Here is a 24,479-nt window from a genome sequence, read left to right as displayed (position 1 = left end):
CCGAGCGGCCGGACAGCCTCATCGCCCCGTGAGAAGGCGGCGCAGCCGGTCCACGCCTCTCAACGCGGAAGAACGCCCGGGGGTGCTCACCGGACCCACCACCCCCCGGTCCAGCAGCTCCCGGGTCGCGCGGCGCAGCGGAGGGAAGGCGGCGGTGGCCGCGCCCTCCGCTTCCGGGAACAACCGCGCGACGATGGCGAGCGACGTGTAGAGGGCGCGCTCCAGGCCGAACGCCTCCGCGCGCGTCAGCAGCGCCGGGACGTCCAGGGGACGCGAATACACGCCGCCCATCCACGTGGCGCCGGTGATGAGCTCCCGCAGGTCCACGTACGACAGCCACGGCACGTCGTAGCCGTGGTGGGCCTGGTCCAGCGCGGTGAGCAGCAGCGCGTCCTCCAGCTCCGGACGGAAGACGGACTGCCCGTAGACCTTCATGGGTCGCGCGCGGTCGAAGATGCCGGCCAACTGCTCACGTCGGCTCGCGCCCAGCACGTCCGCGTACAGGTAGATGGGGGTGCGGCCGTCGGACACCACGCGCGCGGCGCCGCTGTTCGTGGTGTCCGCTTCGGGGACGAACTCGTGGTTGGACAGGTAGCCGGCGAAGCCGTCCACGTCCATGCGGCGCACCAGCACCTGGATGTCCAGCACGGGCCGGAAGCCCACGTGCGGATAGAGCGCCTCCGCGAAGGCGGCGCCGCCCAGGAGCAGCAGCTTGCGGCCCTCCAGCTGGTCCACGATGCGCTTGAAGTGCACCAGCTTCATGACGTTGTCGTTCACGGAGCCGGTGTAGATGGACATCATCCGGTCGCGGGCCCACTCCGGCGCCTCGCCCCCGCCCATCCGGTACTCCAGGTTGTACGCCGCGAGCGGTGCCAGCCCCTGCGAGATGGCCCAATCGACATAGGCCTCCCACGGTGCGCCCCGGAGCTTTCCGCGCGGGGGCTCGAAGGAGGACAGGACCCGGAAGGTATCGAGGAGGCTGGGCGCCATGGTGCGGCACCTTTAATGGTCCGGGCCTGCCCGCCGCAATCACCGTCTTGCGGCGCGCACGCGGAGCTGGGGCCTGGACATCACTCGCGTCCCACTCCGGGACGGGCCGCTCGTGGCCCTGGCGGGCGCACGGGCCTGGGTTCCCCTGCCTCCGGCGCGCTCCGGAGCGGGCCCCCGAAGCCCCGCAGCCGCCGCAGCGCGTACCGCACCATGGGCCCTGCCCGGGGGGCCAGCGCGAGCTTCGCGGCGACCCACGCGGGCTTGCTCCGGGCGAGCTCCGCCTCCACGAGCCGGGGCCCGGAGAACAGCCGGACCGCCAGCACCCGCTGCCACCGGGGCGGGGCCAGGGCCTTCAGCACCCAGGGAGGCACGGGCGCGTCCAGGAGCCGGTGCGCGGCGTCCCACGCGTACCAGACCAGGTGGGGCAGACCGCTCTGCCTCGCGCGCGTCACCACCCGGTCCCAGTCGAGCGTGGGGTGGGCCCTGGCCAGCAGCTTCAGGTCGAACAGCCATGCCAGCCGCTGCAGCAGGTGATTGCTCGCGTGCAAGGCCAGGTACACGGCCTCGTCCTCGGGGCACAGGTAGCGCACGCGCTGGCCGTCCAGCTCCGCGTCCCGGGCCCGCGCCACCAACGCGTCACCCTCCAGCGCCTGTCCGTAGCCCGCGAGGGCGCGGTAGTGCAGCTCCACCAGCCCGTCGGGGCTGGAGAGCTCGACGTGGTGCGTGTCGTCCCGGTCCATGTCCCCGGCCCTCGTCGTCAGGCCCAGCCCCTCCAGCGCGTGCACGGAGCAGAGCACCCGGGCGCGCGCGACGAGCAGATCCACGTCCGTCGTGGCCCGCTGGAGGGGCTCCGGGTAGAGCCTGCGCGCGAGCCCGTAGCCCTTGAGCAGCACCGGCGTCACGCCCACCTCCGCCAGGGCCGCGAGGCTCTTCGCGAGCAGCGCCCGCACCCGCATGCCCCGCGCCGCGCCCGCCAGCGCCTCGCGGCGAAGCAGCGCCTGCGCGTCCGGGGTCAGCCGCCAGTCCGCGCGGGCGAGCGCGTGCTCGACGAAGCCCGCGAGGCCGTGGCGGACAGCGGACTTCACCAACGCGTCACAGGCACCGGCCTCCGTGGGCGCGGGGGCGGCGGGCGCCGCCGGCCAGGCCTGGAGCAAGGACAACAGGGCCACGGAGGTCGTCATGCGCTCACCGCCGCAGCGCGATGATGCGCCCGGGCTCGGCGGCCTCCAGGGCCACCAGCTGCCCGGCGCGTTCGGCCACCACGTCCGCGAGCACCTCCAGCGCCAGCTCCTCGTCCCGGTCGATGGTGGAGCGCCCGTCGCGCCAGACCAGGCGCAGGACGCCGAGCAGCGCCTCTCCGTCCTTCACGTCGATGCGCACCTCCAGCGCGGCGGCGGAGCCGGCCGCGGGATCCTTCGACTCGAAGATGACGCCTCCGCCCGGCTCCTCATGCGGGCGGCGCAGGCGCAGCTCCACCTGGGACGTGGACATGCCGCCGGACAGCGGGCGCACGGCGTTCCACACCTCCTGGAACGAACCGGCCGCGCGCACCGCGGCGGTGACGGAGCGCACCAGCGTGCGCAGCTCGTGGTTGTGCTGGCGCGTCTGCTGGACGGCGCCCACGTGGCGCATGTCCAGGTAGCCCAGCTTGCGCATCAGCACCACGATGACGACGCCCATGCCGCAGAGCAGCAGCGCGCTCTGCGTGCTGTTGGCGAAGTGGAGCCCCAGCGCGGTGAGCATGAAGAGCGTGCACAGCGCGTAGAGCACCAGCACGGTGGTGCGGTGGGAGAGCAGCAGGCGGCTCATCAGCCGGTGGTGGATGTGCTCCTTGTCCGCGCTGAACATCGGTCTGCCCAGCAGCGAGCGGCGCACCATGGCCAGCAGCGTGTCCATGATGGGCAGGCCCAGCGCCATCACCGGCACGAGCAACGCCACCGCGGTGCCGCTCTTCGACGACGTCTTGATGGACACCGCCGCGAGCACGAAGCCCAGGAACATGCTGCCCGTGTCCCCCATGAAGATGGAGGCCGGGTTGAAGTTGAACACCAGGAACCCAAGGATGGCGCCCGCGAGCGCGGCCATCAGCAGGCACAGCAGCACGTCCCCGCGCATCAGCGCGAGCAGGAAGTGGGTGCCCACCCCGAAGAACGCGACCCCGCCCGCCAGCCCGTCCAACCCGTCGATGAGGTTGAGCGCGTTGATGACGCCCACCACCCACAGCAGCGTCAGGGGCAGGCTGAGCAGCCCCAGCGTCAGCTCCGCGCCGAACGGGTTGGCCAGCACCTCGATGCGGAACCCCAGCGCGTAGAGGCCCAGCGCCACCGCGAACTGCACGGAGAACTTCAGCTTCGCGCCCGCCCCCTTGAGGTCGTCGTAGAGGCCCAGCGCCGCGATGATGCCGCCGCCGACGAAGAGCCCCACGATGAGCGCCGTCTGCGAGACGAACTGGTCCCCCACGCCCGAATCCACCAGGAACAACGCGCACAGCGGCGCGAAGAAGCCCCCCACGATGCCAATCCCGCCCAACCGGGGGATGGGCCGCACGTGCACCTTGCGGCTGGAGTTCGCCTGATCCAACCAGCCCCACGCCAACGCGCGCTCACGCACGCCCCACGTGAGCGCCAGCGCCACGACGAGCGATACGAGGAAGGCGACGAAGAAGGTGATCATGCGGGGAGAACGTCCACCCCACATCGTGACGGCCCTCTATGCAACGCGTCAACGTCCCGGCGGCGCAGGTGCGGAACGACTCGCCTGCCTACCTGCTTCCAAGAGAGCCGACACGCAGGACTTCTTCGTAAAGCGACAGGGTGCGGGTGGCGATGTCGGGCCAGGTGAGTCCCTGGACTTGAGCCTGGGCCGCGCGGCGCAGCGCCTGTCGCAGGGCCGTGTCCCGCGCGAGCGTGCGCACCGCGTGCACCAGGGCGTCCACGTCCCCGATGGGGACGAGGAAGCCCGTGCGGCCGGGGTGCACGACGGAGGGCGCCACGCCCACGGGGGTGGAGACGGGCACGAGCCCGGAGGCCATGGCCTCCACCAGCGCCATGCCGTAGCCCTCCGCGTGACTGGGGAAGAGCAGCACCTCCTCCCGCGCGAGCAGGCCGGGCAGCGTCGCGTGGGCGTAGTGCGGCACCACGCGCAGGCGCGGCTGGAGGGGCGCGGGGAAGGCGGCGCGGACCTCCGCTTCGGGGGTGCCGGTGCCGTACAGGGTCAGGGTGAAGTCGAGCCCCCAGGCGTGCAGCCGGCTCGCGGCGGCGATGACGTCCTCGCGTCCCTTGCGCTGGATGAAGGTGCCCACGGTCGCGAGGCGCAGCGGTCCGTCCGGAGGTGGCGCGGGCGCGGGCAGTCCGTGGAAGGCCTCCGCGAGGCCGTGGGGGATGAGGCTCAGCTTCGGCGCGGGGACGCGCAGCCGTTCACGCGCGTAGGCGGCATCCGCTTCGTTGAGGAGCACGGAGCGGTCCGCGAGGCGCAGCGTCTGCGCCACTTCCCAGAGGCGGAAGCCCCCGTGGTACAGCGGGTACTTCCAGCTCAGGCGCGCCTTGCCCTCGCGCGCGTCGGCGCGGAGCTGTTCGGAGACGGTGTGCTCCAGGCCGTGGCTGCGCGTCACCAGCGCGTGGCGCGCGGCGGCGCCGGGGCGGCCCGCGCGGGCCCAGGGCCAGGCGTCGCCGGTGGTGACGTCGAGCACGTCGTAGTTCCTTGCGGCGCGGGCGAGGTGCGCGGAGAGGATCCACGGGAAGCGGAGGTTGTGGAGCGCGGAGTGGTGCCGCTCCCCGGGGAAGGCCTCGCCGTAGCTGTAGTAGTCCACGGTGCAGCCCCGGGCCTGGAGCGCCCGGCCCAGCGCGAGCGTCACGCCGGGCGCACCCAGGTCCTGGGACAGCGGGTGGTGGATGGCCAGGAGCACGCGCATGCGCGCGCTTCATAGCAGGCGCTCCTCACATCTGCGGGCCCGCGAGCAGCGCCGCGCCAATGGCGCCGGACAAGTCCCCCAGCGTCGACACATGCATCGCGGGCCTGCGCTCCGTGATGAACAGGTGCGGGTACATGGCGTCCTGGATGCGGCCCAGGTAGGCCGGCCCCAGCCGGGACCCCAGCCCGCCTCCGATGACGATGGCCTCCAGGTCCAGCAGGTTGATGACGGACGCGAGCGTCGCGCCCAGCATCTCGATGGCCCGGTCGATGAGCCGCGTCGCCAGCGGATCCTTCTCCTTCAGCGCCCGCGCCCACACGCCGCTCGACAGGCGCGTGCGGTGCTTCTCGCGCATGATGTCGAACAGGACCGTCTTCTCCCCTTTCCTCGCCGCGCTGCGCGCCTTGCGCTCCATGGACGCCCGGCCCGCGTAGGCCTCCATGCAGCCGCGCCGGCCGCAGCCACAGCGCGCGCCGTTGGGCTTCACCACCATGTGGCCAATCTCACCGGCGGCCCCCTGCCCCCGCCATGGCACGCCATTGAGCACCAGCCCGCCGCCAACGCCCGTGCCCCACCACACGCCCAGCAGTGAGCGGTAGTCGCGCCCCGCGCCCAGCTTGTACTCGGCGGCGACCGCGACCTGCACGTCGTTGCCCAGCACCACCTTGCCGCCCACGAGGTCGCCCAGGTCCGAGGCGAGCGGATACGGCGCCTCCCACCCCCCCGCCACGTTGGCCGTGTGCGCGAGCGTGCCGCTGTTGGCATCCACCGCGCCTGGAGCGCCCACGCCCACCCCGGCGAGCTTCGCGGGCTCGATGCCCGCCGTCTTCGCCGCTTCGCCCAGCGTGCCGTAGAGTTCCTTCACGATCACGTCCGGGCCGCCCTCGGCGGGAGTCAGGTGGCGGGCCCGGCCCAGCACCTCGCCGCTCGCGTCCACGACGACGGCTTCAATCTTGGTGCCGCCCAGGTCGATGCCTCCCCATGCGCGAGCCGCGTCCTTCGGTGTCCCGTTCGTGGCTCCGTGCCCGTTCTTCGCTGAAGCGTCGGCCATGTCGCGCCCCCTGGTTCGCGGCGCACTGGTGGCCGCACGCGGCACAATCTGCGCAGTGGCGTTCCCGCAGGGGCCGCCGTGCCGGGAACCCCCGGGGCCGCTCGCCCGCTCCCCGGGGCTGCATCCGGGCCCTTCCGCCTCGGAGGAGAACCGCGCGCCCTCCTCCTCCGGCCCTTGTTCGCCGGAAGCAAGGGCGCATATAGGCTTGAGCGCCAGTCCCCTTCGTGGAGCGCCCCGCCTTCCCATGAGCAGCCGTCCCACCTCCACGCCCGACGCACCGGAGCTGGGCACGTCGGACGTGAAGGTCCGCGCCCAGCGCTCCATCATCGCGCTGGGCCTGCGGACGCTCGGCTCCCTGGGGCTGCGCGTGGTGAGTTCGCTCGCCCTGTCGCACCTGCTGTTCCCGGGGGACTACGGCGCGTTCGCCATCGTCGCCTTCACCGCCGCGATGGGCGCGTTCCTGGGGGACCTGGGCCTCAGCGCCTCGCTGGTGCGCCAGCAGCACGAGCCCACCCAAGATGAGATCAGCACCGCGTTCTGGAGCCACCAGGCGTTCACCGTCCTCATCGTGGGCGTGCTCTTGTTGCTCGCGCCGTGGCTGTCGCGCTCGTACGACCTGGGCCCTTCGGGCGCGTCGATGGTGAGCGTGATGGCGCTGGGGTTGTTCTTCCACTCGCTGCGAGTGATTCCCATCATGGTGCTGGAGCGTCAGCTCCACTTCCCCAAGCTCGCGCGCATCGAGCTCATCGAGGGCATCGCGCAGACGGCGGCCACCATCCTGCTGGCGTGGTTGCACTGCGGCGCGTGGTCGCTCATCGGCGGAGGGCTGGTGCGAGGCGGCCTGGGCATGTTGATGCTCTGGGCGGCGGCGGGCTGGAGGCCGAGGGGCGCGTTCCGGTGGGACATCGTGAAGCGGCTGCTCGCCTTCGGCATCTGGTTCCAGCTCACCGGCATCATCCCCGCCGCGCTCCAGGGTTGGATTCCGCTCGTGGTGGGGCGCATGGAGGGCAAGGACGCGGTGGGGCTGGTGAACTGGGCGAGCGCCCTGGCCTCCGTGCCGCTGGCGCTGAGCAGCGTCCTCACGCGCGTCGCGTATCCGGCCTACAGCCGCATGCAGCAGGATCCGGTCGCGCTGGCGGAGTACCTGCGCACGTCCATCCGGCGCGTCAGCGCGGTCCTGTGCCTGGCCATCCCCTTCGGTGTCATCGCGCTGCCGCCCTTCATCCCGGTGGTCTTCGGAGCGCGCTGGAGCCTCGCGTCCACGCTGGTGCAGTGGTTCACCATCGAGGCCTCGATGCAGGCGGTGCAGGGCCTGCTGCACTCGCAACAGCACGCCAGCGGACACGCGCGGGAGCGGATGTACGTCGCCACCGCCGCCAGCCTCGCGCGCTTCGCCCTGGGGGCGCTCGCGGTGATGCGGTGGGGCATCGTCGGCGTCGGGGTGAGCGCGACGGTCATCACGCTCACCGAGCTGTGGGTGACGGCGCGGCTGGTGGCGCGACGCAACCCGAGCCTGTCGCGGCTCGAGTTCGAGGTGATGGAGCCGTTCCTCACGGTGGGCGCGCTGCTCGCGCTGGCGCTGGGGCTCTCCCGGCTCGCGATGGGAGAGGATGGCCTGCTGGTGCAGGCGCTGGTGGCGGCGGGCGTGCTGACCGCGCTGGTGCTCGCGCGCGAAGCCACGCGGCGCGGCCTGTCGCTGCTGGGGGAGCTGCGCGGCCTCGTCCAGCAGGTGCGCGCGAGGCGGGCGCCGCCGTGAGCCGTCCCGCGGCCCCGACGTGGCACCTGCTGACCGGCGAGTATCCGCCCGCGCCCGGCGGAGTCTCCGACCATTCGAGGAGCATCGCCCAGGCGCTGGTGAAGGCGGGGGAGACGGTGCGGGTGTGGACCCCGGGGACCGAGGCCGTCACGGAGGAGCAGGGCGTCACGGTGCACCGCTGGCCCGGCCTCTTCACGCCGCTGGGCTTGCCGCGCCTGACACGGGAGCTGGATGCGTATCCGGGCCCCCGGAGGCTCTTGCTCCAGTACGTACCGCATGCGTTCGGCTGGAAGGCGATGAACGTGCCGTTCTGCGCGTGGTTCGCGGCGAGGCGGCAGGACGAGCGCGAGCTGTTCCTCCACGAAGCGGTGTACCCATGGAGCGCGGGTGCGCCGTGGCGGCATCAGGTGCTCGCGGGCGTCACACGCGTCATGTTGCGCACGCTGGCGCATGGCGTGGGGCGCGCCTACGTCTCCATCCCCGCGTGGGCGGAGCATCTTCCGGAGCCGCTGCGCACGCGAGCCCGGTGGTGTCCCATCGCCAGTCCCCTGCCCCTCGAGGTCTCGCGGGAGGCCGTGCGAGCGGTGCGCGAGGCGTTGGGGGGGACACCGTGCGTGGCGCACTTCGGCACCTATGGCGCGGCCATCGCGAAGCCACTGGAGGCGGTGCTCGTCCCGTTGTTGCAGCGCGATGAACGGCGACAGGCGCTGCTGCTGGGCCGGGGCAGCCAGGGCTGGTGCGGCACCATCGCGCGGAGGCATCCCGCGCTGGCCCGCAGGCTCCACGCGAGGGACGGCCTGTCACCGGAGGACGTCGCCGCGCACCTGAGCGCGGCGGAGGTGTTGTTGCAGCCGTACCCGGATGGCGTCAGCGCGCGGCGCAGCAGCGCGATGGGAGGCCTGGGCCTGGGCCTCCCCATCGTCACCCACACCGGACACCTGACCGAACCGCTGTGGCGTGAGCTGCGCCCCGTGGCGCTCGCGGACGACGCATCCCCCGGTGCGTTGTTGGAGCTCGTGGAGCACCTGCTGGGGCACGGTGAGGAGCGCCGGGCCCTGGGTGAGCGGGCGGGCCGCGTCTACCGTGAGCACTTCGCCCTGGAGCACACGGTGGCGCATCTGCTGCGTCAGGCCCCTCCTGTGTTCAGGGACAGCCCGTGAGTGCCTTGCGACTGAAGGTCCTGATGGATCCGCGCGAGGAGGGCTGGCCCAGCATGGACCTGGTGGGCGAAGCGCTCGCGGAAGGGCTGACGGCCTTTCCCGCCGAGGTCGACGTCGCCCGTGTGCGGCCGTCCATCCCTCGCGTCCTGCGAGGACTGCCCCGCGTGGGCAGCCGCAAGGCCGCCTTCAACGGGGACCGGCTGCTCACACGCTTCGGCCTCTACCCCACGCGCCTGCTGCGAGAGCGCCGGGGCCCTGATGCGTTCCACGTCGTGGACCACACCTACGCGCAGCTCGTCCACGCGCTGCCAGCGGACCGCACCGGCGTCTTCTGCCATGACCTGGATGCCTTCCGCTCCGTCCTGGAACCCCACCGCGAACCACGGTCGGCGTGGTTCCGCCTGATGGCGCGCACCACGCTCAAGGGGCTGGAGCGCGCGGCCATCGTCTTCCACGGCACGCAGCAGGTGCGGGAGGAGCTGCTCGCGCACAGCGTGGTGCCTCCCGAGCGGCTGGTGTGGGCTCCGTACGGCGTGTCACCAGAGTACCGGCCGGCCCCTGTTCCCGGAGACGCCAGCGACGCGGTGCTCGCGCCGCTTCACGGACGCCCGTACCTGCTGCATGTCGGAAGCGCCATCCGCCGCAAGCGCCTGGACGTGCTCTTCGACGTCTTCGCGGCGCTGCGCGCACGGCACCCGGACCTCATGCTGGTGCAACAGGGCGGAGACCTGGACACGGCGCAACAGGCGCGGGTCGCACGGCTCGGCTTGGAGGATGCGCTGCTGCGGCCGCCCCGGCAGGAGCGAGCCACGCTCGCGGGCCTCTACCGCAAGGCGCGCGCGGTGCTGGTCCCCAGCGAGGCGGAAGGCTTCGGGTTGCCGGTCATCGAAGCCCTGGCTTGTGGCGTCCCCGTGGTGGCCAGCGACCTGCCCGTGCTGCGCGAAGTGGGCGCCGACGCCTGCACGTACTGCCCGGTGGGAGACGTGGCCGCGTGGACGGACACGGTGGATGCATTGCTCACCGGGCGCGGCCCCGCGCCGGAGCCGGAGACGCGGCGAGCCCGGGCCGCACGCTTCACCTGGAGCGCCCACGCGCGCACGGTGCTGGACGCGTACCTGCATCGCCTTGACCGGCCCGGACGGGTCTGATTCGGTCGCTTCCGCGTGCGCATCCTGTTCCTCAACCCCGTGGGAATCCTGGGCGGCGCCGAGCGCGCGCTCGTCGATCTCCTCGCCTGTCTGCGCAAGATGGAGCCCGCGCTGTCGCTGCACCTCATCGCGGGCACGGACGGGCCACTCGTGGAGCTTGCCCGGGGCCTCGGCGTGGAGACCCGCGTGCTCGCGCTTCCCGACTCCCTGGCCGCGCTCGGCGACAGTGGACTGAGGGGCCAGGGCCGGGCCGGCCTCTGGCGCTTCACGCGCGACCTGGCTCCCACGCCGCTGATGCTGGCCCGCTACGGCCTGGAGCTCCGGCGCGCGGTGCGCGACGTGGCGCCCGACCTGATCCATTCCAATGGCATCAAGACGCACCTGTTGAGCGCGGCCACCACCGGGCTCGCGATTCCGCTCGTGTGGCACGTGCACGACTTCCTCGGTGAACGTCCCCTCGTGCGCCGTGCCCTCATGGGGATGCGGCTCCTGGCGTCGGCCGCCATCGCGAACTCGCAGGCCGTGGGCGAAGACGCGCGCGCCGTGCTCGGGGAGGTGCCCGTGCACGTCGTCCCCAACGGCGTGGACGTGGAGCGGTTCTCCCCGGGTCCTGGTGACGGCGCGCACCTAGATGAACTGGCGGCGCTGCCCCCCGCGCCGCCGGGGACGCCGCGCGTGGGGCTGGTGGCGACCTACGCACGCTGGAAGGGGCACGACGTCTTCCTGGAGGCCGCGGCCCTGCTGACGCGTCAGCGACCGGACCTCCCCGTGCGCTTCTATCTCGTGGGCGCCCCGCTCTACCGCACGGCGGGCTCGCAGTTCACCGAAGCGGAGCTGCGCGAGTGGGTGGAGCGCCACGGCCTGACGGGCCGCGTGGGCTTCGTGCCCTTCCAGCCCGAGCCCGCCCGCGTCTACCGGGACCTGGACGTCTTCGTGCACGCGAGCACCCGCCGCGAACCCTTCGGCCTCACCATCGCGGAGGCGCTCGCCTGCGGCCGTGCCGCCGTCATCTCGCGGTCCAGCGGCGCCGCGGAGTCGCTGCGGAACGAAGCGGACGTCCTGGCCATCGCCCCCGGAAACGCGAACACGCTCGCGGCGGCGCTGCGCCGGCTGTTGGAGGACGAAGGCCTGCGAGACACCCTGGCCTTCTCTGCCCGCGCGACCGCCGTCTACCGCTTCTCCCGCGAGCGCTACACCCGGGACATCCTCGAGGTGTACCGGGGCCTCGTCTCCCCGCGAGGACATTCATGAAGCGCCCCTGGAAGCTCGTCACCGTCTCGCACTCGTATGTCGTCACCCTCAACCGGCGGCTGGCCAACGAGATGACCCGCGTGGGAGCGGGCCGCTGGGATGTCACCGCCGTGGCGCCTCGCGCCTTCCATGGGGATCTGGGCCCGCTGGTGCTCCAGCGCGACGCCACCGAGTCCGTGAACCTGGAGGCCGTGCGCGTCTTCTTCAGCCGCTCCCTGCACGGCTTCGTCTACGGACCCGAGCTGCGCGCACGGCTGTCGGACGGCGTGGATCTGGTGCACGCATGGGAGGAGCCCTATGTGTTCTCGGGCCTGGAGGTGGCGCTGCTGACACCGCGCCACGTGCCGCTCGTCTTCTGCACGTTCCAGAACCTGGCCAAGCGCTATCCCCCACCCTTCGCGCAGGCCGAGCGTTTCGTGGTGCGCCGCGCCGCGGGGTGGATCGCCTGGGGCCAGACCGTACACGACACGCTCCTCGCCCGGCCCGGCTATGCGCTGCGTCCCTCGCGCTTCATCCCCGTGGGAGTGGACGTGGAGCACTTCCAGCCATCGCCTGAAGCAGGCCGCGCCTTCCGCGAGGGCCTCGGCTGGAAGCACGAAGGACCTCCCGTGGTGGGCTGCCTGGGGCGCTTCGTTCCGGAGAAGGGCCTGCGCCTGCTCATGGGCGCGCTCGACGCCCTGCGCACTCCGTGGCGTGCCCTCTTCGTCGGTGGCGGCCCCATGGAAGGAGAGCTGCGCGCATGGGCGGAGCGCCATGGAGATTCCGTGCGCATCGTCACGGGCGTCAAGCACGCGGAGGTCCCTCGCGCGCTCAACGCGATGGACGTGCTCTGCGCGCCCAGCCAGACGACGCCCGCGTGGAAGGAGCAGTTCGGCCGGATGCTCGCGGAGGCCTTCGCGTGTGGCGTGCCCGTGTTCGCCAGTGACTCGGGAGAGATTCCGCACACCGTGGGGGACGCCGGTCGAATCCTTCCGGAGGCGGATGGCAACGCGTGGACCGCCGCGCTCGCGGAGCTGTTGGAGAGCCCCGCCCTGCGCCAGGAGCTGGCCGCGAGGGGCCGCGAGCGCGCGACGTCTCGCTTCGCATGGCCGGTGGTTGCCCGGGCGCACCTCGACTTCTTCGAGCAGGTGCTCCAGCGGGGCACCTGAAGCTCACGCCTCCAGCCGCGCCACCACCGCCGCCGCCATGGCGTCCCACGTCCAGGCCCGAAGCTCCGACGACAGCGCGGCCACGCCGGGCATCCACTCCCCGCCCTGGGCTCGCCATGACTCCAGGCGCCGCACCAGCTCCGCCACGTCCTCGGGGTCTTCCAGCAGCAACCCCTGGAGCGAAGGCGGATAGCGCTCCGCCACGCCCGCCGAACGGCTCACCAGCGCGGGGATGCCCACGCACAGCGCCTCGTGCACGCCCAGCCCATAGGACTCATAGCGCGTGGGTGACACGAGCAGATCCGCGGCGGCCAGCAGGCGAGGCACGTCTTCACGGAAGCCCAGGAAGCGGATCCGTCCGTCCAGCCCCTGCTCGCGCGCGGCGCGCTCCCAGGTCTCGCGTTGCGCGCCCGTCCCCACCACGCACAAGTCCACGTCCCACTCAGGCCGCGAGCACAGGCGCGCCCAGGCCTGGAAGAGCGTGTCGAAGCCCTTGCGCCGGTCGCCCAGCGCGCCCACGAACAGCGCCACGCGCCGTTCGGCGGACCAGCCCAGCGACGCCCGGGCCTCGCGGCGGAGCTCGGGAGACGTGGACGCGAAGCGCGCGGGGTCGCCGCCCAGGTACACGACGTGGACGCGGGAGGCGTCCACGCCCGTCGCGGCCAGCAGGTCCTGCCGCGTGCGCTCCGAGTTCGCGAGGATGATGCGTGCGCGGCGCAGCGCGCGTTGTTCGCGGCGCAGATACACGCGGTGGCTCACGTGTCCCTTGAGCCGGCGCAGGGGATTCCCGACGGGCTCGGGGGCATGCGCGCCGTGGACGTAGTGGACCCAGTTGGCGGCGGGCACCTCGCAGTTGCCGCCGTTGGCCACCACCTGCCCCCCTTGCGCCAGCGTGCGCGCGGCCCAGAAGCGCCCCACCGCGTCGAGCAGCGGCTCACCCAGGAGGTACGCATTCGCGGGCTTGGGCACGCGGACGAAGCGCACGTTGGGGTAGCGCAGGAGCGAGTCCTCCACCCGATACGCCACCAGCCGCACCGGCCCGCCCTGGCGCGCGAGCCAGTCCGCCAGCGCGAGGTTCGCGCGGTCCATGCCTCCGGTGGACACGAAGTCACCGGCGATGAGGGTGTACGGCCGCATTCCGGTTCCAGTACGCACTGAAGAAGGCCGCGTTGAGCAGCCAGAACTCCATGCCCATCTGGCTCATGAAGAATTGATAGCTGAAGGTCTGGGCCAGCGCGCCCAGGTCGTACGCGAAGAGGAGGCTGCCCCAGAGCCAGAACTCGCCCTGCGAGTCATCGCGGCGCCGGGCCACCTGGAAGCCCCACCCCAGCGTCGCCAACAGCGCGAGCGGGTAGCAGACGAGCCCCAGCCATCCGCCGTCGTAGGCCCAGGCCGTCCACTGAATCTCCGCCCAGAGCGGCGGGTTGGCGCGGTCGCTGTTGTCGCCGAAGTAGGCGTTGGCCATGCCGTAGCGGCCCAGGCCCGCGCCCAGCGGGAACTCCGGAAGGACCTCCTCGAAGGTGCTGTCGAGGAAGCGGCCCCGGTTGGCCTGATACACCTGCGAGGGCCCGGATGCGGTGAGCGTGCTCCACCGCGAGAGCACCGCGTCGCCGCCGACGGCGACCGCCCAACCAAAGGCCACCACCGCGAAGCCGCCCACGACGCCGGCCAGCGCCATGAGGCGCACCCACCGGCCACTCACGGTGAGCACCAGCCCCATGGCGGCCATGCACACCAGCAGCGTCACGGCCGCGACGCGGACCTGTCCCAGGTACAGGCAGCTCAACCCGATGCCGATGCCCGCCGCGCCCAGCCCCTTCTTGAGCAATCCCTCGCGGCTGAGCAGGAGCGCGCCGCCGAGCAGCACGGCGTAGAAGGCGCCCGTGGAGGCTCCGCCCGGGACATCCGTCAGCCCCATGGGGCGGAACACCCGCTCACCGCTCGCGGTCTCGAACTGAAGGCTGCGCACGTAGCCTTCGCCCTGGCTCTCCACGATGGCGGACAGCGCGGGCTGGAAGCGGCCGGGGAAGGACACCTGGAGGATGCCCAGCGCGGCGCTCGCCATGTTGAACAGGAAGAGCAGCAGGACCACGCGCCCGAACATCTTCGCGTCGATGCGCAGGCGGCTCGCCCAGAACAGCGGCGCGAACACGGACACCTGGATGCCGAGCTGCGCTGCCGCGGCGAGCGGACTGTTGGTCCCCGGGTGGAAGAAGTTCAGCGCGGTGAGCCCCGCGGAGGCCAGCAGGAAGGGCTTCGCCGGGTGCTTGAGCCGAGGCCCCTTCGCCAGCGCCAGCAGCGCGAGGCTCGTGCCGAACGCCAGGATGCGGAACACCACACGCACCGGCGCCAGCGCCTCCACCAGCAGCGCGAGCTGGCAGACGAAGAGCAGCACGATGAAGGCCACCACCAGCCGGCCTGAGCCCAGCAACCCCGTGGGCGCGGAGGCGGGCGTGGGTGCCGCCCGAGCCACGGGCTCCAGCGCGCGGCGCACATAGCGCGAGTGCAGCACGCCAGGTCCCCGGAGCTGGGGGCGAGGCATGGAAGCGAAGCGTGTTCCCTTCACGGAGCACGCTCCCGAGCCACGGAGCGCACCGCGTGCTCCAGTCCCTCCAGGAACGCGGCCGGGGCGCTGAGCTTCGAGGCGCGCGCGGGCCCGCCGGCGCCCAGGGTCCGCCGAACGTCCCCATCCTGAATCAACGCGAGCAGCGCGCGGGCCAGCGCCTCGGGCTTCGGCGGCACGAGCACGCCGCACGACGCGTCGACGATCTCCAGCGGCCCCCCGAGAGAGGTGGTGACCACCGGAAGCCCTGCGTACAGCGCCTCGACGAACGCCAGTCCGAACGGCTCTGGCCCCGTGTTGGGCTGACAATGCACCTCCGCCGCGCGAAGCAGCCGGGGCACGTCCGAGCGCTGGCCCAGGAAGCGCACCCGCTCACCGAGCCCCAGGCCCACGGCCTGCGCCTTCAAGCCCGCTTCGTACGCGGCCTCTTCCGGACGTTGTGCGCCCCCCACGAGCCACGCCTTCCAGCGAGGCACCTGCCGCAACCGCCCCAGGGCCTCCAGCAGCAGCCGCTGTCCCTTCCACTCCTGCATGCGGCTGGCGTGGACGATGACGACCTCCTCCGCGTCCGCGCCCAGCTCGGCCCGCAGAGAGGCGCGCTCGGAAGGAGTGAGCCCCGCGCCCCCATCCGAGACAGGCGGATGAAGCACGCGCCACGGCGTGCGCGGATACACCCTCGGCAAGGTGCTCGCGGTGTATCGGCTGTTGCACAGCACCAGCTCCGGAGCGGTGACGCGCGCCCAGCGCTCCGCCCAGTGCTCACCCGTGAGGGCGTCATGCTGGAAGAAGACGAGCGGCACCCCGGCCGTGCGCGCCACCGGACCGAAGAGCGCCTGCGGCCATGCCGCGTGACACACCACCGCGTCGAACGCCTCGCGCTTCAGCAGCGCCATCAGCGCGCGGCGTGCCTCCCAGACCCGCCACGGACGGCTCACCTTCGCGGGGCCCAGCAACGTCAAGGAAGCGCCCGCCGCGCGAAGCTCCTCCGCGATACGCCCCTCGAAGCACAGCGCGAATGCGTGCTCCGCGCCGCCGCGCCGGTTTGTCCCGGCGAGCGCGAGCGTGCGCAGCAGTGTCTCGACGCCGCCGTACAGGTTGCCGCTGGACACATGCAGCACGCGCATGGGCGGACCTTCAGCTCCCACCCGCGACGTGCCGGACGGACGCACCCGGCCGGACCTCCGCCAGGGGCTGACGTCCAAGCGCCTCCGCGTACAACTCCAGGCTGCGCGACGCCATCACGTCGTGGCCGAACTCACCTAGCGCCCGCTCCCGCGCTCCACGCCCCAGCCGCTCCCGAAGGCCCGGCTCCTCCACCAGCCGGCGCGCCGCCGCCGCGAGGGCCCGCGCATCCCCCACCGGCACCGTGAGCCCGGTGCGCTCGTGGAGGCTCACCCACGCCACGCCCGAATCCGGGACCGCGGTGTTGATGACGGGCAGCCCACTGGCCAGCGCCTCCACCTGCGACAGGCCATACGCCTCGCTGCGCGCGTTGCTCGGGAACCACAGCGCGGTGGCGGCCCGGTACGCGCCCGCGAGCGCATCCGGCGACAGATAGCCCGCCCACGTCACGCGCGCCTCGATGCCCAGCGCGCGGGCCCGCGCACGTCCCTCCTCCGCCAGCGGTCCCTCGCCCACGATGACGAGCCTGCCCGGCGCGTGCACCAGCGCATCCAGCGCCGTGAACAGTCCCTTGTAGTAGACGAGCCGCCCCACCATCAGCCACAGCGGCCCGCCCGCGGCCTCCGCCGTCCAGCGGGCCTGGGCTTCGCGGGCCTCCGTGGACGGGTGCAGGTATGCCTCCAGCTCGATGCCCAGCGGCAACACCCGCACCTTCGACCTGAACGTGGAGAGCAGCGACGAGCCGCGCACGTACGCCTCGCTCGTGGCCAGCAGCCGCGCGGCGCGCGAGTACAACATCCACTCGAACGGCCGGAAGAGCGCGCCCGCGACCTTCTGGCGGATGATGTCGCTCTGGTGCGTCACCACCACCGGGGGCAGGCGCGGCACGGCATCCAGCGCCAGCACCATGCTCGGGTTGGGCACATGCAGGTGCACCACGTCCACGCCCCGCGCCAGCGCACGCCGCAGCACGAAGGGCAGCGACGGCATCACATCCATGCGGGCCACGGACGCCAGCCGGCCCAGGCGCACCACGCGCACCGGACCATCCCAGTCCTCCCGGGTGGGACTGCGGCCGTGGAACTCGTGGCTGGTGCCGGTGCCATCCACCGAGTGGTTCGCGCACAGCACCTCCACCTGCGCGCCCAGCGCGGCCTGCGCCTTCGCCAGCGTGCGCACGTGCGCCTCCATTCCACCGGAGGCGGGCGGGTAGAACTTCCCCAGGTGCAGCACCCGCAGGCCCGCGCCCGTCACGACGGCGCCACCCCGCCCTTCGGCTCGTCCTGCGTCGGGCCATAGCCCTGGTAGCCCAGGTACGTGTCGCCGTAGCGCGGCTGGCGCAGGTCCACGTCGTTGAGGATGGCGCCGAACATCCGGGCCTGCACGTCCGCCAGCGAGCGCAGCGCGCGCTTCGCGGCACCGCGGTCCGTGCGCCCCGCCTTGAGCACCATCACCACGCCGTCCGCCTGCGTGGCCAGCACTGCGGCGTCCACCACCGCGTTGAGCGGCGGGCTGTCCAGGATGATGCGGTCGAACTTCTCCGCCGCCGTGCGCAGGAGCTCCGCGAAGGCGCGCGTGTGCAACAGCTCCGCGGGGTTGGGCGGCAGCGGCCCACACGGCAGCACGAAGAGGTTGGGCACCTCCGTGCTCTTCACCGCCTTGTCCAGCGAGCCCTCGCCCACCACCAGCGAGCTGATGCCCAGGTCGTTGGGCACGCCGAACGCGCGGTGCAGCCGGGGCCTTCGCATGTCCGTGTCCAGCAGCAACACGCGGTTGCCGCTCTGGGCCATGGCCACGCCCAGGTTGATGCAGGTGGTGGACTTGCCCTCCTGCGGACCGCTGGACGTCACCACCAGCGTCTTGCAGGGGTGGTCCGGCGACATGAACAGCAGGTTGGTGCGCACCGCGCGGCAGCACTCCGCCACCGCCGAGCGCGGCGCGCGGTGCACGTACAGGTCGCGCTCGCGCGGCTCCCGCACCGCCTCCATGCGCGGCACCACGCCCAGGAACGCCAGGCCCAGCACCTCCTCCACGTCGGACTGCGAGGTGACGCTGTTCTCCAGCATCTCCAGGAACAGCGCCACGCCCAGGCCCAGGAGGAGCCCCATCACCCAGCCCACCAGCAGGTTGCGCCGCACGTGCGGCCGCACCGGCACCATCACCGGCTGCGCGGCGTCCAGCACGCGCACGTTGCTGGTGCGCAGCAGGCCCGACAGCTCGATGTCCTTCAGCCGCTTGAGCACCAGCTCATACAGGCGCTGGTTGTTGTCCGACTCGCGCTGGAGCCGCCCGTACTCGATGGCCTTCTTGTTCACCAGGAAGGCCTCGGCCTTGGTTTCATCCAGGAGCTTGTTGAGGTTGCGCTCCTCGCCCTGCGCCTCCGCCAGCTGCGTCTCCGCCGAGCGCACCACGTTGGTCAGGCTCTTGAGCAGGTCGTCGCGCACGACCTCCAGCTTGCGGTTGCACTCCAGCAGCTTCGGGTGCTCCGGCAGGTAGCGCTCGGACAGCTCCGCGCACGCGGCCTTCTGCTCGCCGTAGCGCAGCTTCAGGTCCTGGATGGGCCCGTCCTTGGCGCCGGGCACCGCCTCCGCCCACGTCTCGTCGGTGTTGCCCGCGTCCTTGCGCAGCCGGTGGATGGCGTCCACGCGCGCCTGCTGCGCCGCGATGCGCGTGCGCACCTCGGTGAGCTTCAGGTTGTAGGAGTTGATCCGCTCGCTGACGATGCTCAGCCGCGACTCCAGCGACGTGGACAGCATGTCCGCGTCCTTCTTCAGGTCGTAGACCGCCATCTCACCGGCCTTCGATTGACGGCCCAGCTCATCCAGCCGCCCCTCCAGCCACGTGCGGGCCTCCTCCGTGGTGCGCAGCTTGAGCGCCAGGTTCTCCGCCATGTACGCGGCGGCCACCTCGTTGGAGAGCAGCGCCGCGCGCACGGGGTCCACGTCCTCCACGCCGATGTTCATCACCCGCGAGTCCTTGCCGGGCACCACCTGGATGCGCGAGCGCAGGAGGCCCACCGCGTCCGCGTCCTCCAGCGCCTTCGCGCGCGCCGCCGGGTCCTGGTTCGCGGGCAGGCCCAGGAAGGCCGCGTCCTTCGACAGCCCCAGCCGGTCCACCACGCGGCTGGCCACCGCGCGCGAGGTGATGATCTCACTCTGGGTGGCGTAGTACTCCTTGTTGAACCAGTAGTTGCTGCGCTCCTCCCCCATCACCTCCTTCACCTCGCCATCGAGGATGCGCGGCGCGGTGACGTCGATGATGAGCGAGGTGCTGGCCGCGTAGATGCGCGGCTGCCGCAGCGTCCACGCGGCCGTGAGCGCGGTGATGGCCAGCGCCACCCCCAACATCACCCACTTCCGGCGCCACACGCCCCGCACCCGGTGCATCACGCTCGCGGGCGTCGCGCCGGGAGCCCCACCGGCGGGATCCAACACCGTACCTTCCACGTCGCGTCTCTCCGGAAGTGGCTGCCGCGGGCGGTCTCCACTGGCCGGAAACCTCCGGACCCGACCTGCACCCACATCGCGCTGGGGGAATACCCTCCGGAGCGTGCAACGGGCCGGGCGGGTTGTCCATCAGACCGCCGCCGCCTGGATGCTCCTCGTCCATCCGGTCCCGTCCGGGAACGCGCACCCTGGATGCGCCTGTGGTAGGGAGCGGCGCCATGGTTCCTGCTCTTTCCGTGGTCCTCCCCTTCACCCCGGCGACGGCCTCCGCCGCCGCCCACTTCGCCAACGCCCTGTCCGGTCAGGCTCAGGTCGTCCTCGCGGGTGAAGGACCGGTGGACGTCACGCCCGGACCCAATGTCCACGTCCTCGCCGCCCAGGGCGGCAAGGGAGCGGCGATCCGCGCCGCGCTCCCCCACGTCACCGGCACGCTCACGGTGCTCCAGGATCCGGACGCCGCCTATTCGCCGGACACCTACGACGCCCTGGTGCAGCCCCTGCGCGACGACACCGCCGACGGCGTCTTCGGCCGCCGCCCCGGCATGTCGCCGGAGATGATGGCCGAGCGCGCGCTGGGCGGCATCACCCGCTTCGTCACCGACGTGGCCCTGGCGGATCCGCTCACCGGCCTGCGCGCCTTCCGCACGGACGCGCTGCGCTCCATCCAGCTCACCAGCGACGACGACGCGGTGGACGCGGAGCTGGTGGTGAAGCTGGCCGCGCAGCTCTTCCGCCTCACGGAAGTGTCCCTGCCGCCCCTGCAGGCCGTGCCGCGCCGCCCGGCCTCCGCGCACCTGGCCCGCCTGCGCACGCTGGTGCGCTACGCCACCGTGCGCGACGACGCGGACAACCAGCACGAGGGCTACTCCACGCTGGAGCGCATGGACGGCGCCACCCACTACAACCAGTGGCTGGGCCGCCGCTTCCGCGAGCACATGGGCCGCCGCGTGCTGGAGATTGGCGCGGGCATCGGCACCATCACCCGCGAGCTGGAGGCGGGCGCGGAGATGCTCGTCGCGCTGGAGGTGGAGCGCTTCTACGTGGACCGCCTGAAGAACCTCTTCCGCGGCAAGCCCCACGTGCGCCCCTACCTGTCCGACGTGGCGCTCGCGGACTGGGAGTCGCTGAAGGCGGAGAAGCTGGACACCATCGTGCTGTCCAACGTGATGGAGCACATTCCGGACGACGCGTCCGCGGTGCGCCGCTTCCGTCAGATCCTCCAGCCGGATGGCCGCGTGCTCATCCTCGTGCCGGCGCTGCCGCAGCTGTTCGGCGCCATCGACGAGGCGGTGGGCCACTACCGCCGCTACACGCCGGAGTCGCTGCGCGCGGTGCTGGAGGAGAACGGCTTCCGCGTGGACACGCTGGAGTGGATGAACCTGGTCGGCCTGCCGGGCTGGTTCGTCAACAGCCGCCTCCTGCGCCGCCGCGCGGTGCCCAAGCTCCAGCTCAAGCTCTACGACACGCTGGCGCCCCTGTTCGCCCAGGCCGAGCGCCAGGTGAAGCTGCCCGTGGGCATGAGCCTGTTCGCCGTCGCCCGCGCCGTCTGACGCCCGAGTGAGCGCCGCGCCCCACCCCACTCCGCCGCCCCCCGACGCGGCCCCAGCGCTCCCCACCGGAGCGCCCGCGCCCCGCGCCACCGGCCTGCCGAGGGCGGTGTGGGCCCTGGTGGCGGCGCTCTACGTGGTCCTCTTCCCGTACCACCCGGGGCTGCGCTCGCCCAACGAGCTGTGCCGGCTGTGGCAGACGCGAGCGCTGGTGGAGGACGGGACGCTCGACATCAACCAGGCCCTGCGCGACTACGGCCCGGTGGGCGACCTGTCGGTGATGAACGGGAAGTACTACCCGTCCAAGGCGCCCCTGCTGTCCTTCGCCGCGGTGCCCGTGTACGCGGCCCTGAGGGCCGTGGGCGGCGGCCACCGCTACGCCGTGCCGGAGGTGCCGCTGGTCTTCTTCAGCCGCCTCTTCCTCACGGTGCTGCCCACGCTGGGCCTGCTGTGGCTCGTGCGCCGCTTCCTGCGCGCGTTCCTGTCGCCCCTCGTCGCGGACGGCGTCACGGTGACGTACGCGCTGGGCTCGCTCGCGTTCAGCTACTCGCTGCTCTTCATGAGCCACCAGACGACGGCGGTGCTGCTCTTCGCGGGCTTCTACGCGCTGTGGCGGCTGGCCCGTGGCGAGTGGCGCGACCGGGGCTACGTCGTGGCCGGTGCGTGCGCGGGCGCCACCGTCGCGGCGGAGTACACCGGCGCGCTGGGCGTGCTGGGCCTCATCCTCTACGCCTGCCTCACGCTGCTGGGGACGCCGGACCCCTGGGCGGTCCGGCTGCGCAAGCTGGGGCGGGCCACGGGGCTCGCCGTGCTGGGCGCGCTGCCCTTCATCGCGGCGCTGATGCTCTACCACCAGGCGACGTTCGGGCATCCGCTGGAGACGGGCTACAAGCACCTCAACGACGCAGCCTACCAGCCGTGGCACCTGGGCGGCTTCCTGGGCATCCGCACGCCGGATCCCCGCGCCTTCACGCTGTCGTTCTTCTCCCCGCTCCGGGGGCTCTTCACCCTGTCGCCCTTCCTGCTGCTCGCGCTGCCTGGGCTCGGGCTGCTCCAGCGTCAGGGCCGCACCTCCCCGGAGGCGCGCGCCCTCTTCTGGATGTCCGCGGTGACGCTCGCCGGCTACACGTACTTCACGTCGTCCTTCACCTATGACTCGTGGGGCTGGACCACCGGGCCACGCCACCTCACGGGCCTGGTGCCCTTCCTGCTGCTGCCCGCGGGGCTCGTGCTGGAGCGGCTGCGCGGCGCCGGGCGGCCCGCGCTGTCGGGCATGGCGGCCATGCTGTGCTCGGCGTCGGTGCTGATGACCGGGCTGGCCACGTTCATCAACTACATCCCCGACGACGTCTCCACCCCCGTGCTCGCGCTGGCCCGGCCGCTGCTCCTGGGCGGCTACCATCCGCCCAACCTGCTCGCCTTCGGGGGCTTGCCCACCGCGCTCGCGGGCGCGGTGCTGTTCGCGGCGCTCCTCGCCGTGGCGGCATGCGTCTTCCTCGCGCTGGGCCGGGACGCGTCCGGACACGGCGCCTCCCCCAGGGCCTGGGCGGCGGGGCTCGCGACGCTGGCGGTGCTCGGGGGCGCGCAGGCGGCGTTCACCCGGAACGACCGGGCGGACCAGAACGCGGTGCGCTTCCTGGAGTCCGTCTGGCTCCAGCCCCCGGATCGCCCGTCTCCTGCGTTCTGGCCCCACGCCGGTTCCTGAGCGCGCGGGGGTCGCTATACTGGCGCCCTTTCTCCCGGAGACGGTGCATGACGACGCGGTGGTCCCTGCTGTTCCCCCTCCTGCTGTGCGCCCCAGCCGCTGCCTTCGCCGACGACACCGCGGCGCTCTGGGACAAGAGCTGCAAGGGGTGCCACGGCGCGGATGGCCGTGCCCAGACCCGCATGGGCAAGAAGGAGTCCATCCCCGACATGAGCCGGGCCTCCTGGCAGAAGGCCGAGTCGGACGCCGAGCTGCGCGGGGTCATCGCCAACGGCTCCTCCGACAACCCCAAGATGAAGGCCTACAAGGACAAGCTCACCCCGGAGCAGATCGACGCCCTGGTGGGATACATCCGCACCTTCAAGGCGAAGTAGCGGGCCGCGTGAATAACCGCTGGCGCATGGGCGTCGTGAAGCCTGGGAGAATTGGAGCCGCCATGAAGACCCTCACCGTCGCCATCGTGTTCTGCCTGTCCATGGTCAGCGTCTTCGCCTCGGTGCGCGCCGACGCCAATGCCTTCCCCCGCCTGGAGTCGGGCATCTCGCAGCCGGTGGCGCTGATGCCCAAGGGCGGCGACGGCAAGGGCGGCGGCAAGGGTGGCGACGGCGGCAAGGGCGGAAAGGGCGGCGGCGAGGAGGACGAAGAGGAGTACCGCCAGCAGCCACGCGGCCTGTCCCAGAAGGCCGCCCTGGAGCTGGTGGATCCGGGCGTCCTGGACGACATGCTCCGCCTGCGCGCCGCCCTTCGCGGCGGCCAGCGCTAGCACCGTCGCGGCCCGAAAGAGGGCCGCGACCTCGCAAGAATGAGGGGGCTCGCAAACTTTGCGCAGTCCCCTGACGTCAGACGGTACCCCCCCACTCGCGGACATCCCTTATTCCAGCGGGTTGAGTGCTGAATCTTTCGGCACGGGGATTGCTGTTCCGGGCTCCCAAGCCGTGCCTCCCCCCAGGGGCATGCGAAGGAGTCCCCGATGGTGCTTCGCCCAACCCTCCGCCGCCGGCCCCGCGGCTTCACGCTCCTGCTCGCACTGGGAGTGGTTGCCGTCGTGACCATGGCGGTGATGCTCAGCTTCAGCGTGGTGGGCCGCGAGGCCGACAGCCAGGCGGACACCCGCCGCAGGAAGCAGGCGTTCTTCGCCGCCGAGGCGGGCCTCGCGGAAGGCCGCGAGGCGGTGCGCCTGATGATGGCGGCCAACTCCCCTCAGCCCACCCTGAACCTGCCCAACGCGTTGGGGGGGGCCGTCCCAGTCACGGACATCCCCGGCATGGCCACCGCCAATCCGCCCTGGTACGAGCTGCTGCCCGGAGCAGGCGCGGGCAACTGGAACGAATACAGCCTCCGCGTCGCCGACCTCGACGCGACGGAAATCCCCGCCGGCGTCGTCTACCCGGAGCAGCGCAACGTGCGCTACCGCGTCTTCGTCCGGGACGACGTGGACGACGAAAACTCCAGCGTCGACGCCAACCGTCAGGTGTGGATCCTCTCCGTGGGCGAGGTGACCAGCGCGAACGGCCGTCCGACGCGCGTGATGACCCAGGCGCTGGTCAACAACGCCGACGGCACCTCCGTCTTCACGCCGGGCTGCATCACCAAGGGCTGCGGCCCGGACATGACCTACAACAATCCGACGGACCAGAAGGCGCCCGACGATTCGACGACCACCACGCTTCCGTAACTTCGCC

At 72.2% G+C, this 24,479-nt stretch carries 20 protein-coding genes; 10 read left to right on the top strand and 10 right to left on the bottom strand.

Translation table 11 applies throughout. The annotated features are described in order from the left end of the window. Nucleotides 1-18: 18 nt before the first annotated feature. The 5 genes from GTY96_RS00760 to GTY96_RS00740 form a co-directional block, all read right to left on the bottom strand. Nucleotides 19-990, bottom strand: coding sequence for a nucleotidyltransferase family protein (locus tag GTY96_RS00760; protein ID WP_143897526.1), 972 nt, complete (start codon nt 988-990; stop codon nt 19-21). Nucleotides 991-1,070: 80 nt separating this feature from the next. Further along, a complete protein-coding gene (locus tag GTY96_RS00755; protein WP_161663614.1) occupies nt 1,071-2,171 on the bottom strand; it encodes a nucleotidyltransferase family protein in 1,101 nt (366 codons plus the stop codon). A 4-nt stretch (nt 2,172-2,175) separates the two neighbouring features. Beyond that, nucleotides 2,176-3,663, bottom strand: a complete 1,488-nt coding sequence (locus tag GTY96_RS00750; protein WP_143897522.1) for an MraY family glycosyltransferase — start codon at nt 3,661-3,663, stop codon at nt 2,176-2,178. Nucleotides 3,664-3,751: 88 nt separating this feature from the next. After that, the gene (locus GTY96_RS00745) at nt 3,752-4,900 is read right to left on the bottom strand and encodes a glycosyltransferase family 4 protein (protein ID WP_161663613.1); all 1,149 of its coding nucleotides are present in this window, start codon (nt 4,898-4,900) and stop codon (nt 3,752-3,754) included. A gap of 25 nt (nt 4,901-4,925) precedes the next feature. Continuing rightward, a complete protein-coding gene (locus GTY96_RS00740) occupies nt 4,926-5,951 on the bottom strand; it encodes an ROK family protein (RefSeq protein ID WP_143897518.1) in 1,026 nt (341 codons plus the stop codon). A gap of 244 nt (nt 5,952-6,195) precedes the next feature. On the opposite strand from GTY96_RS00740, the gene GTY96_RS00735 reads away from it, so the two are divergent. The 5 genes from GTY96_RS00735 to GTY96_RS00715 are packed head-to-tail and all read left to right on the top strand — an operon-like array spanning nt 6,196 to nt 12,414. Continuing rightward, nucleotides 6,196-7,707 (top strand): oligosaccharide flippase family protein, encoded by a 1,512-nt coding sequence (locus tag GTY96_RS00735; RefSeq protein ID WP_161663612.1) that lies wholly within the window; start codon nt 6,196-6,198, stop codon nt 7,705-7,707. Beyond that, nucleotides 7,704-8,867 carry a glycosyltransferase family protein gene (locus tag GTY96_RS00730; protein WP_161663611.1) on the top strand — a complete coding sequence of 388 codons (1,164 nt, stop codon included), beginning with the start codon at nt 7,704-7,706 and terminating at the stop codon, nt 8,865-8,867. The genes GTY96_RS00735 and GTY96_RS00730 overlap by 4 nt, the downstream gene beginning before the upstream one ends. A 23-nt stretch (nt 8,868-8,890) precedes the next feature. Then, complete coding sequence (locus GTY96_RS00725) at nt 8,891-10,015, top strand: glycosyltransferase family 4 protein (protein ID WP_161664109.1); 1,125 nt, start codon at nt 8,891-8,893, stop codon at nt 10,013-10,015. 15 nt (nt 10,016-10,030) lie between these two features. Further along, nucleotides 10,031-11,266 (top strand): glycosyltransferase family 4 protein, encoded by a 1,236-nt coding sequence (locus GTY96_RS00720; protein ID WP_161663610.1) that lies wholly within the window; start codon nt 10,031-10,033, stop codon nt 11,264-11,266. After that, nucleotides 11,263-12,414, top strand: a complete 1,152-nt coding sequence (locus GTY96_RS00715) for a glycosyltransferase family 4 protein (RefSeq protein ID WP_161663609.1) — start codon at nt 11,263-11,265, stop codon at nt 12,412-12,414. Before GTY96_RS00720 ends, GTY96_RS00715 begins: the two co-directional genes overlap by 4 nt. Nucleotides 12,415-12,417: 3 nt before the next feature. On the opposite strand, the gene GTY96_RS00710 is transcribed toward GTY96_RS00715, so the two are convergent. From GTY96_RS00710 to GTY96_RS00690, 5 genes are read right to left on the bottom strand one after another with little or no spacing between them, the layout of a single operon-like run. Then, entirely contained in the window at nt 12,418-13,503 is a 1,086-nt protein-coding gene (locus GTY96_RS00710; protein ID WP_161664108.1) for a glycosyltransferase family 4 protein, read from the bottom strand. Nucleotides 13,504-13,522: 19 nt separating this feature from the next. Then, complete coding sequence (locus tag GTY96_RS00705; protein ID WP_161663608.1) at nt 13,523-14,956, bottom strand: hypothetical protein; 1,434 nt, start codon at nt 14,954-14,956, stop codon at nt 13,523-13,525. Between the two features lie 20 nt (nt 14,957-14,976). Next, nucleotides 14,977-16,101 carry a glycosyltransferase gene (locus GTY96_RS00700; RefSeq protein ID WP_161663607.1) on the bottom strand — a complete coding sequence of 375 codons (1,125 nt, stop codon included), beginning with the start codon at nt 16,099-16,101 and terminating at the stop codon, nt 14,977-14,979. Between the two features lie 10 nt (nt 16,102-16,111). Continuing rightward, nucleotides 16,112-17,353 (bottom strand): glycosyltransferase, encoded by a 1,242-nt coding sequence (locus GTY96_RS00695; RefSeq protein WP_161663606.1) that lies wholly within the window; start codon nt 17,351-17,353, stop codon nt 16,112-16,114. Next, nucleotides 17,350-19,545: a GumC family protein gene (locus GTY96_RS00690; RefSeq protein ID WP_161663605.1), complete on the bottom strand. Its 2,196-nt coding sequence runs from the start codon at nt 19,543-19,545 to the stop codon at nt 17,350-17,352. The genes GTY96_RS00695 and GTY96_RS00690 overlap by 4 nt, the downstream gene beginning before the upstream one ends. Before the next feature lie 218 nt (nt 19,546-19,763). Here GTY96_RS00690 and GTY96_RS00685 point away from each other — a divergent pair, with 218 nt between their 5' ends. From GTY96_RS00685 to GTY96_RS00665, 5 genes are all read left to right on the top strand, one after another. Continuing rightward, nucleotides 19,764-21,095 (top strand): bifunctional glycosyltransferase/class I SAM-dependent methyltransferase, encoded by a 1,332-nt coding sequence (locus tag GTY96_RS00685; protein ID WP_143897501.1) that lies wholly within the window; start codon nt 19,764-19,766, stop codon nt 21,093-21,095. 7 nt (nt 21,096-21,102) lie between these two features. Continuing rightward, nucleotides 21,103-22,797: a hypothetical protein gene (locus GTY96_RS00680; protein ID WP_161663604.1), complete on the top strand. Its 1,695-nt coding sequence runs from the start codon at nt 21,103-21,105 to the stop codon at nt 22,795-22,797. Between the two features lie 47 nt (nt 22,798-22,844). Beyond that, nucleotides 22,845-23,171, top strand: coding sequence for a c-type cytochrome (locus tag GTY96_RS00675; RefSeq protein ID WP_143897496.1), 327 nt, complete (start codon nt 22,845-22,847; stop codon nt 23,169-23,171). Nucleotides 23,172-23,233: 62 nt separating this feature from the next. Beyond that, entirely contained in the window at nt 23,234-23,560 is a 327-nt protein-coding gene (locus tag GTY96_RS00670) for a hypothetical protein (protein ID WP_143897494.1), read from the top strand. Between the two features lie 207 nt (nt 23,561-23,767). Next, the gene (locus GTY96_RS00665) at nt 23,768-24,472 is read left to right on the top strand and encodes a hypothetical protein (RefSeq protein ID WP_161663603.1); all 705 of its coding nucleotides are present in this window, start codon (nt 23,768-23,770) and stop codon (nt 24,470-24,472) included. Nucleotides 24,473-24,479: the final 7 nt, after the last annotated feature.

The organism is Corallococcus silvisoli (assembly GCF_009909145.1).
GTDB lineage: Bacteria > Myxococcota > Myxococcia > Myxococcales > Myxococcaceae > Corallococcus > Corallococcus silvisoli.
This window is presented reverse-complemented; position numbering and strand designations above follow the sequence as displayed.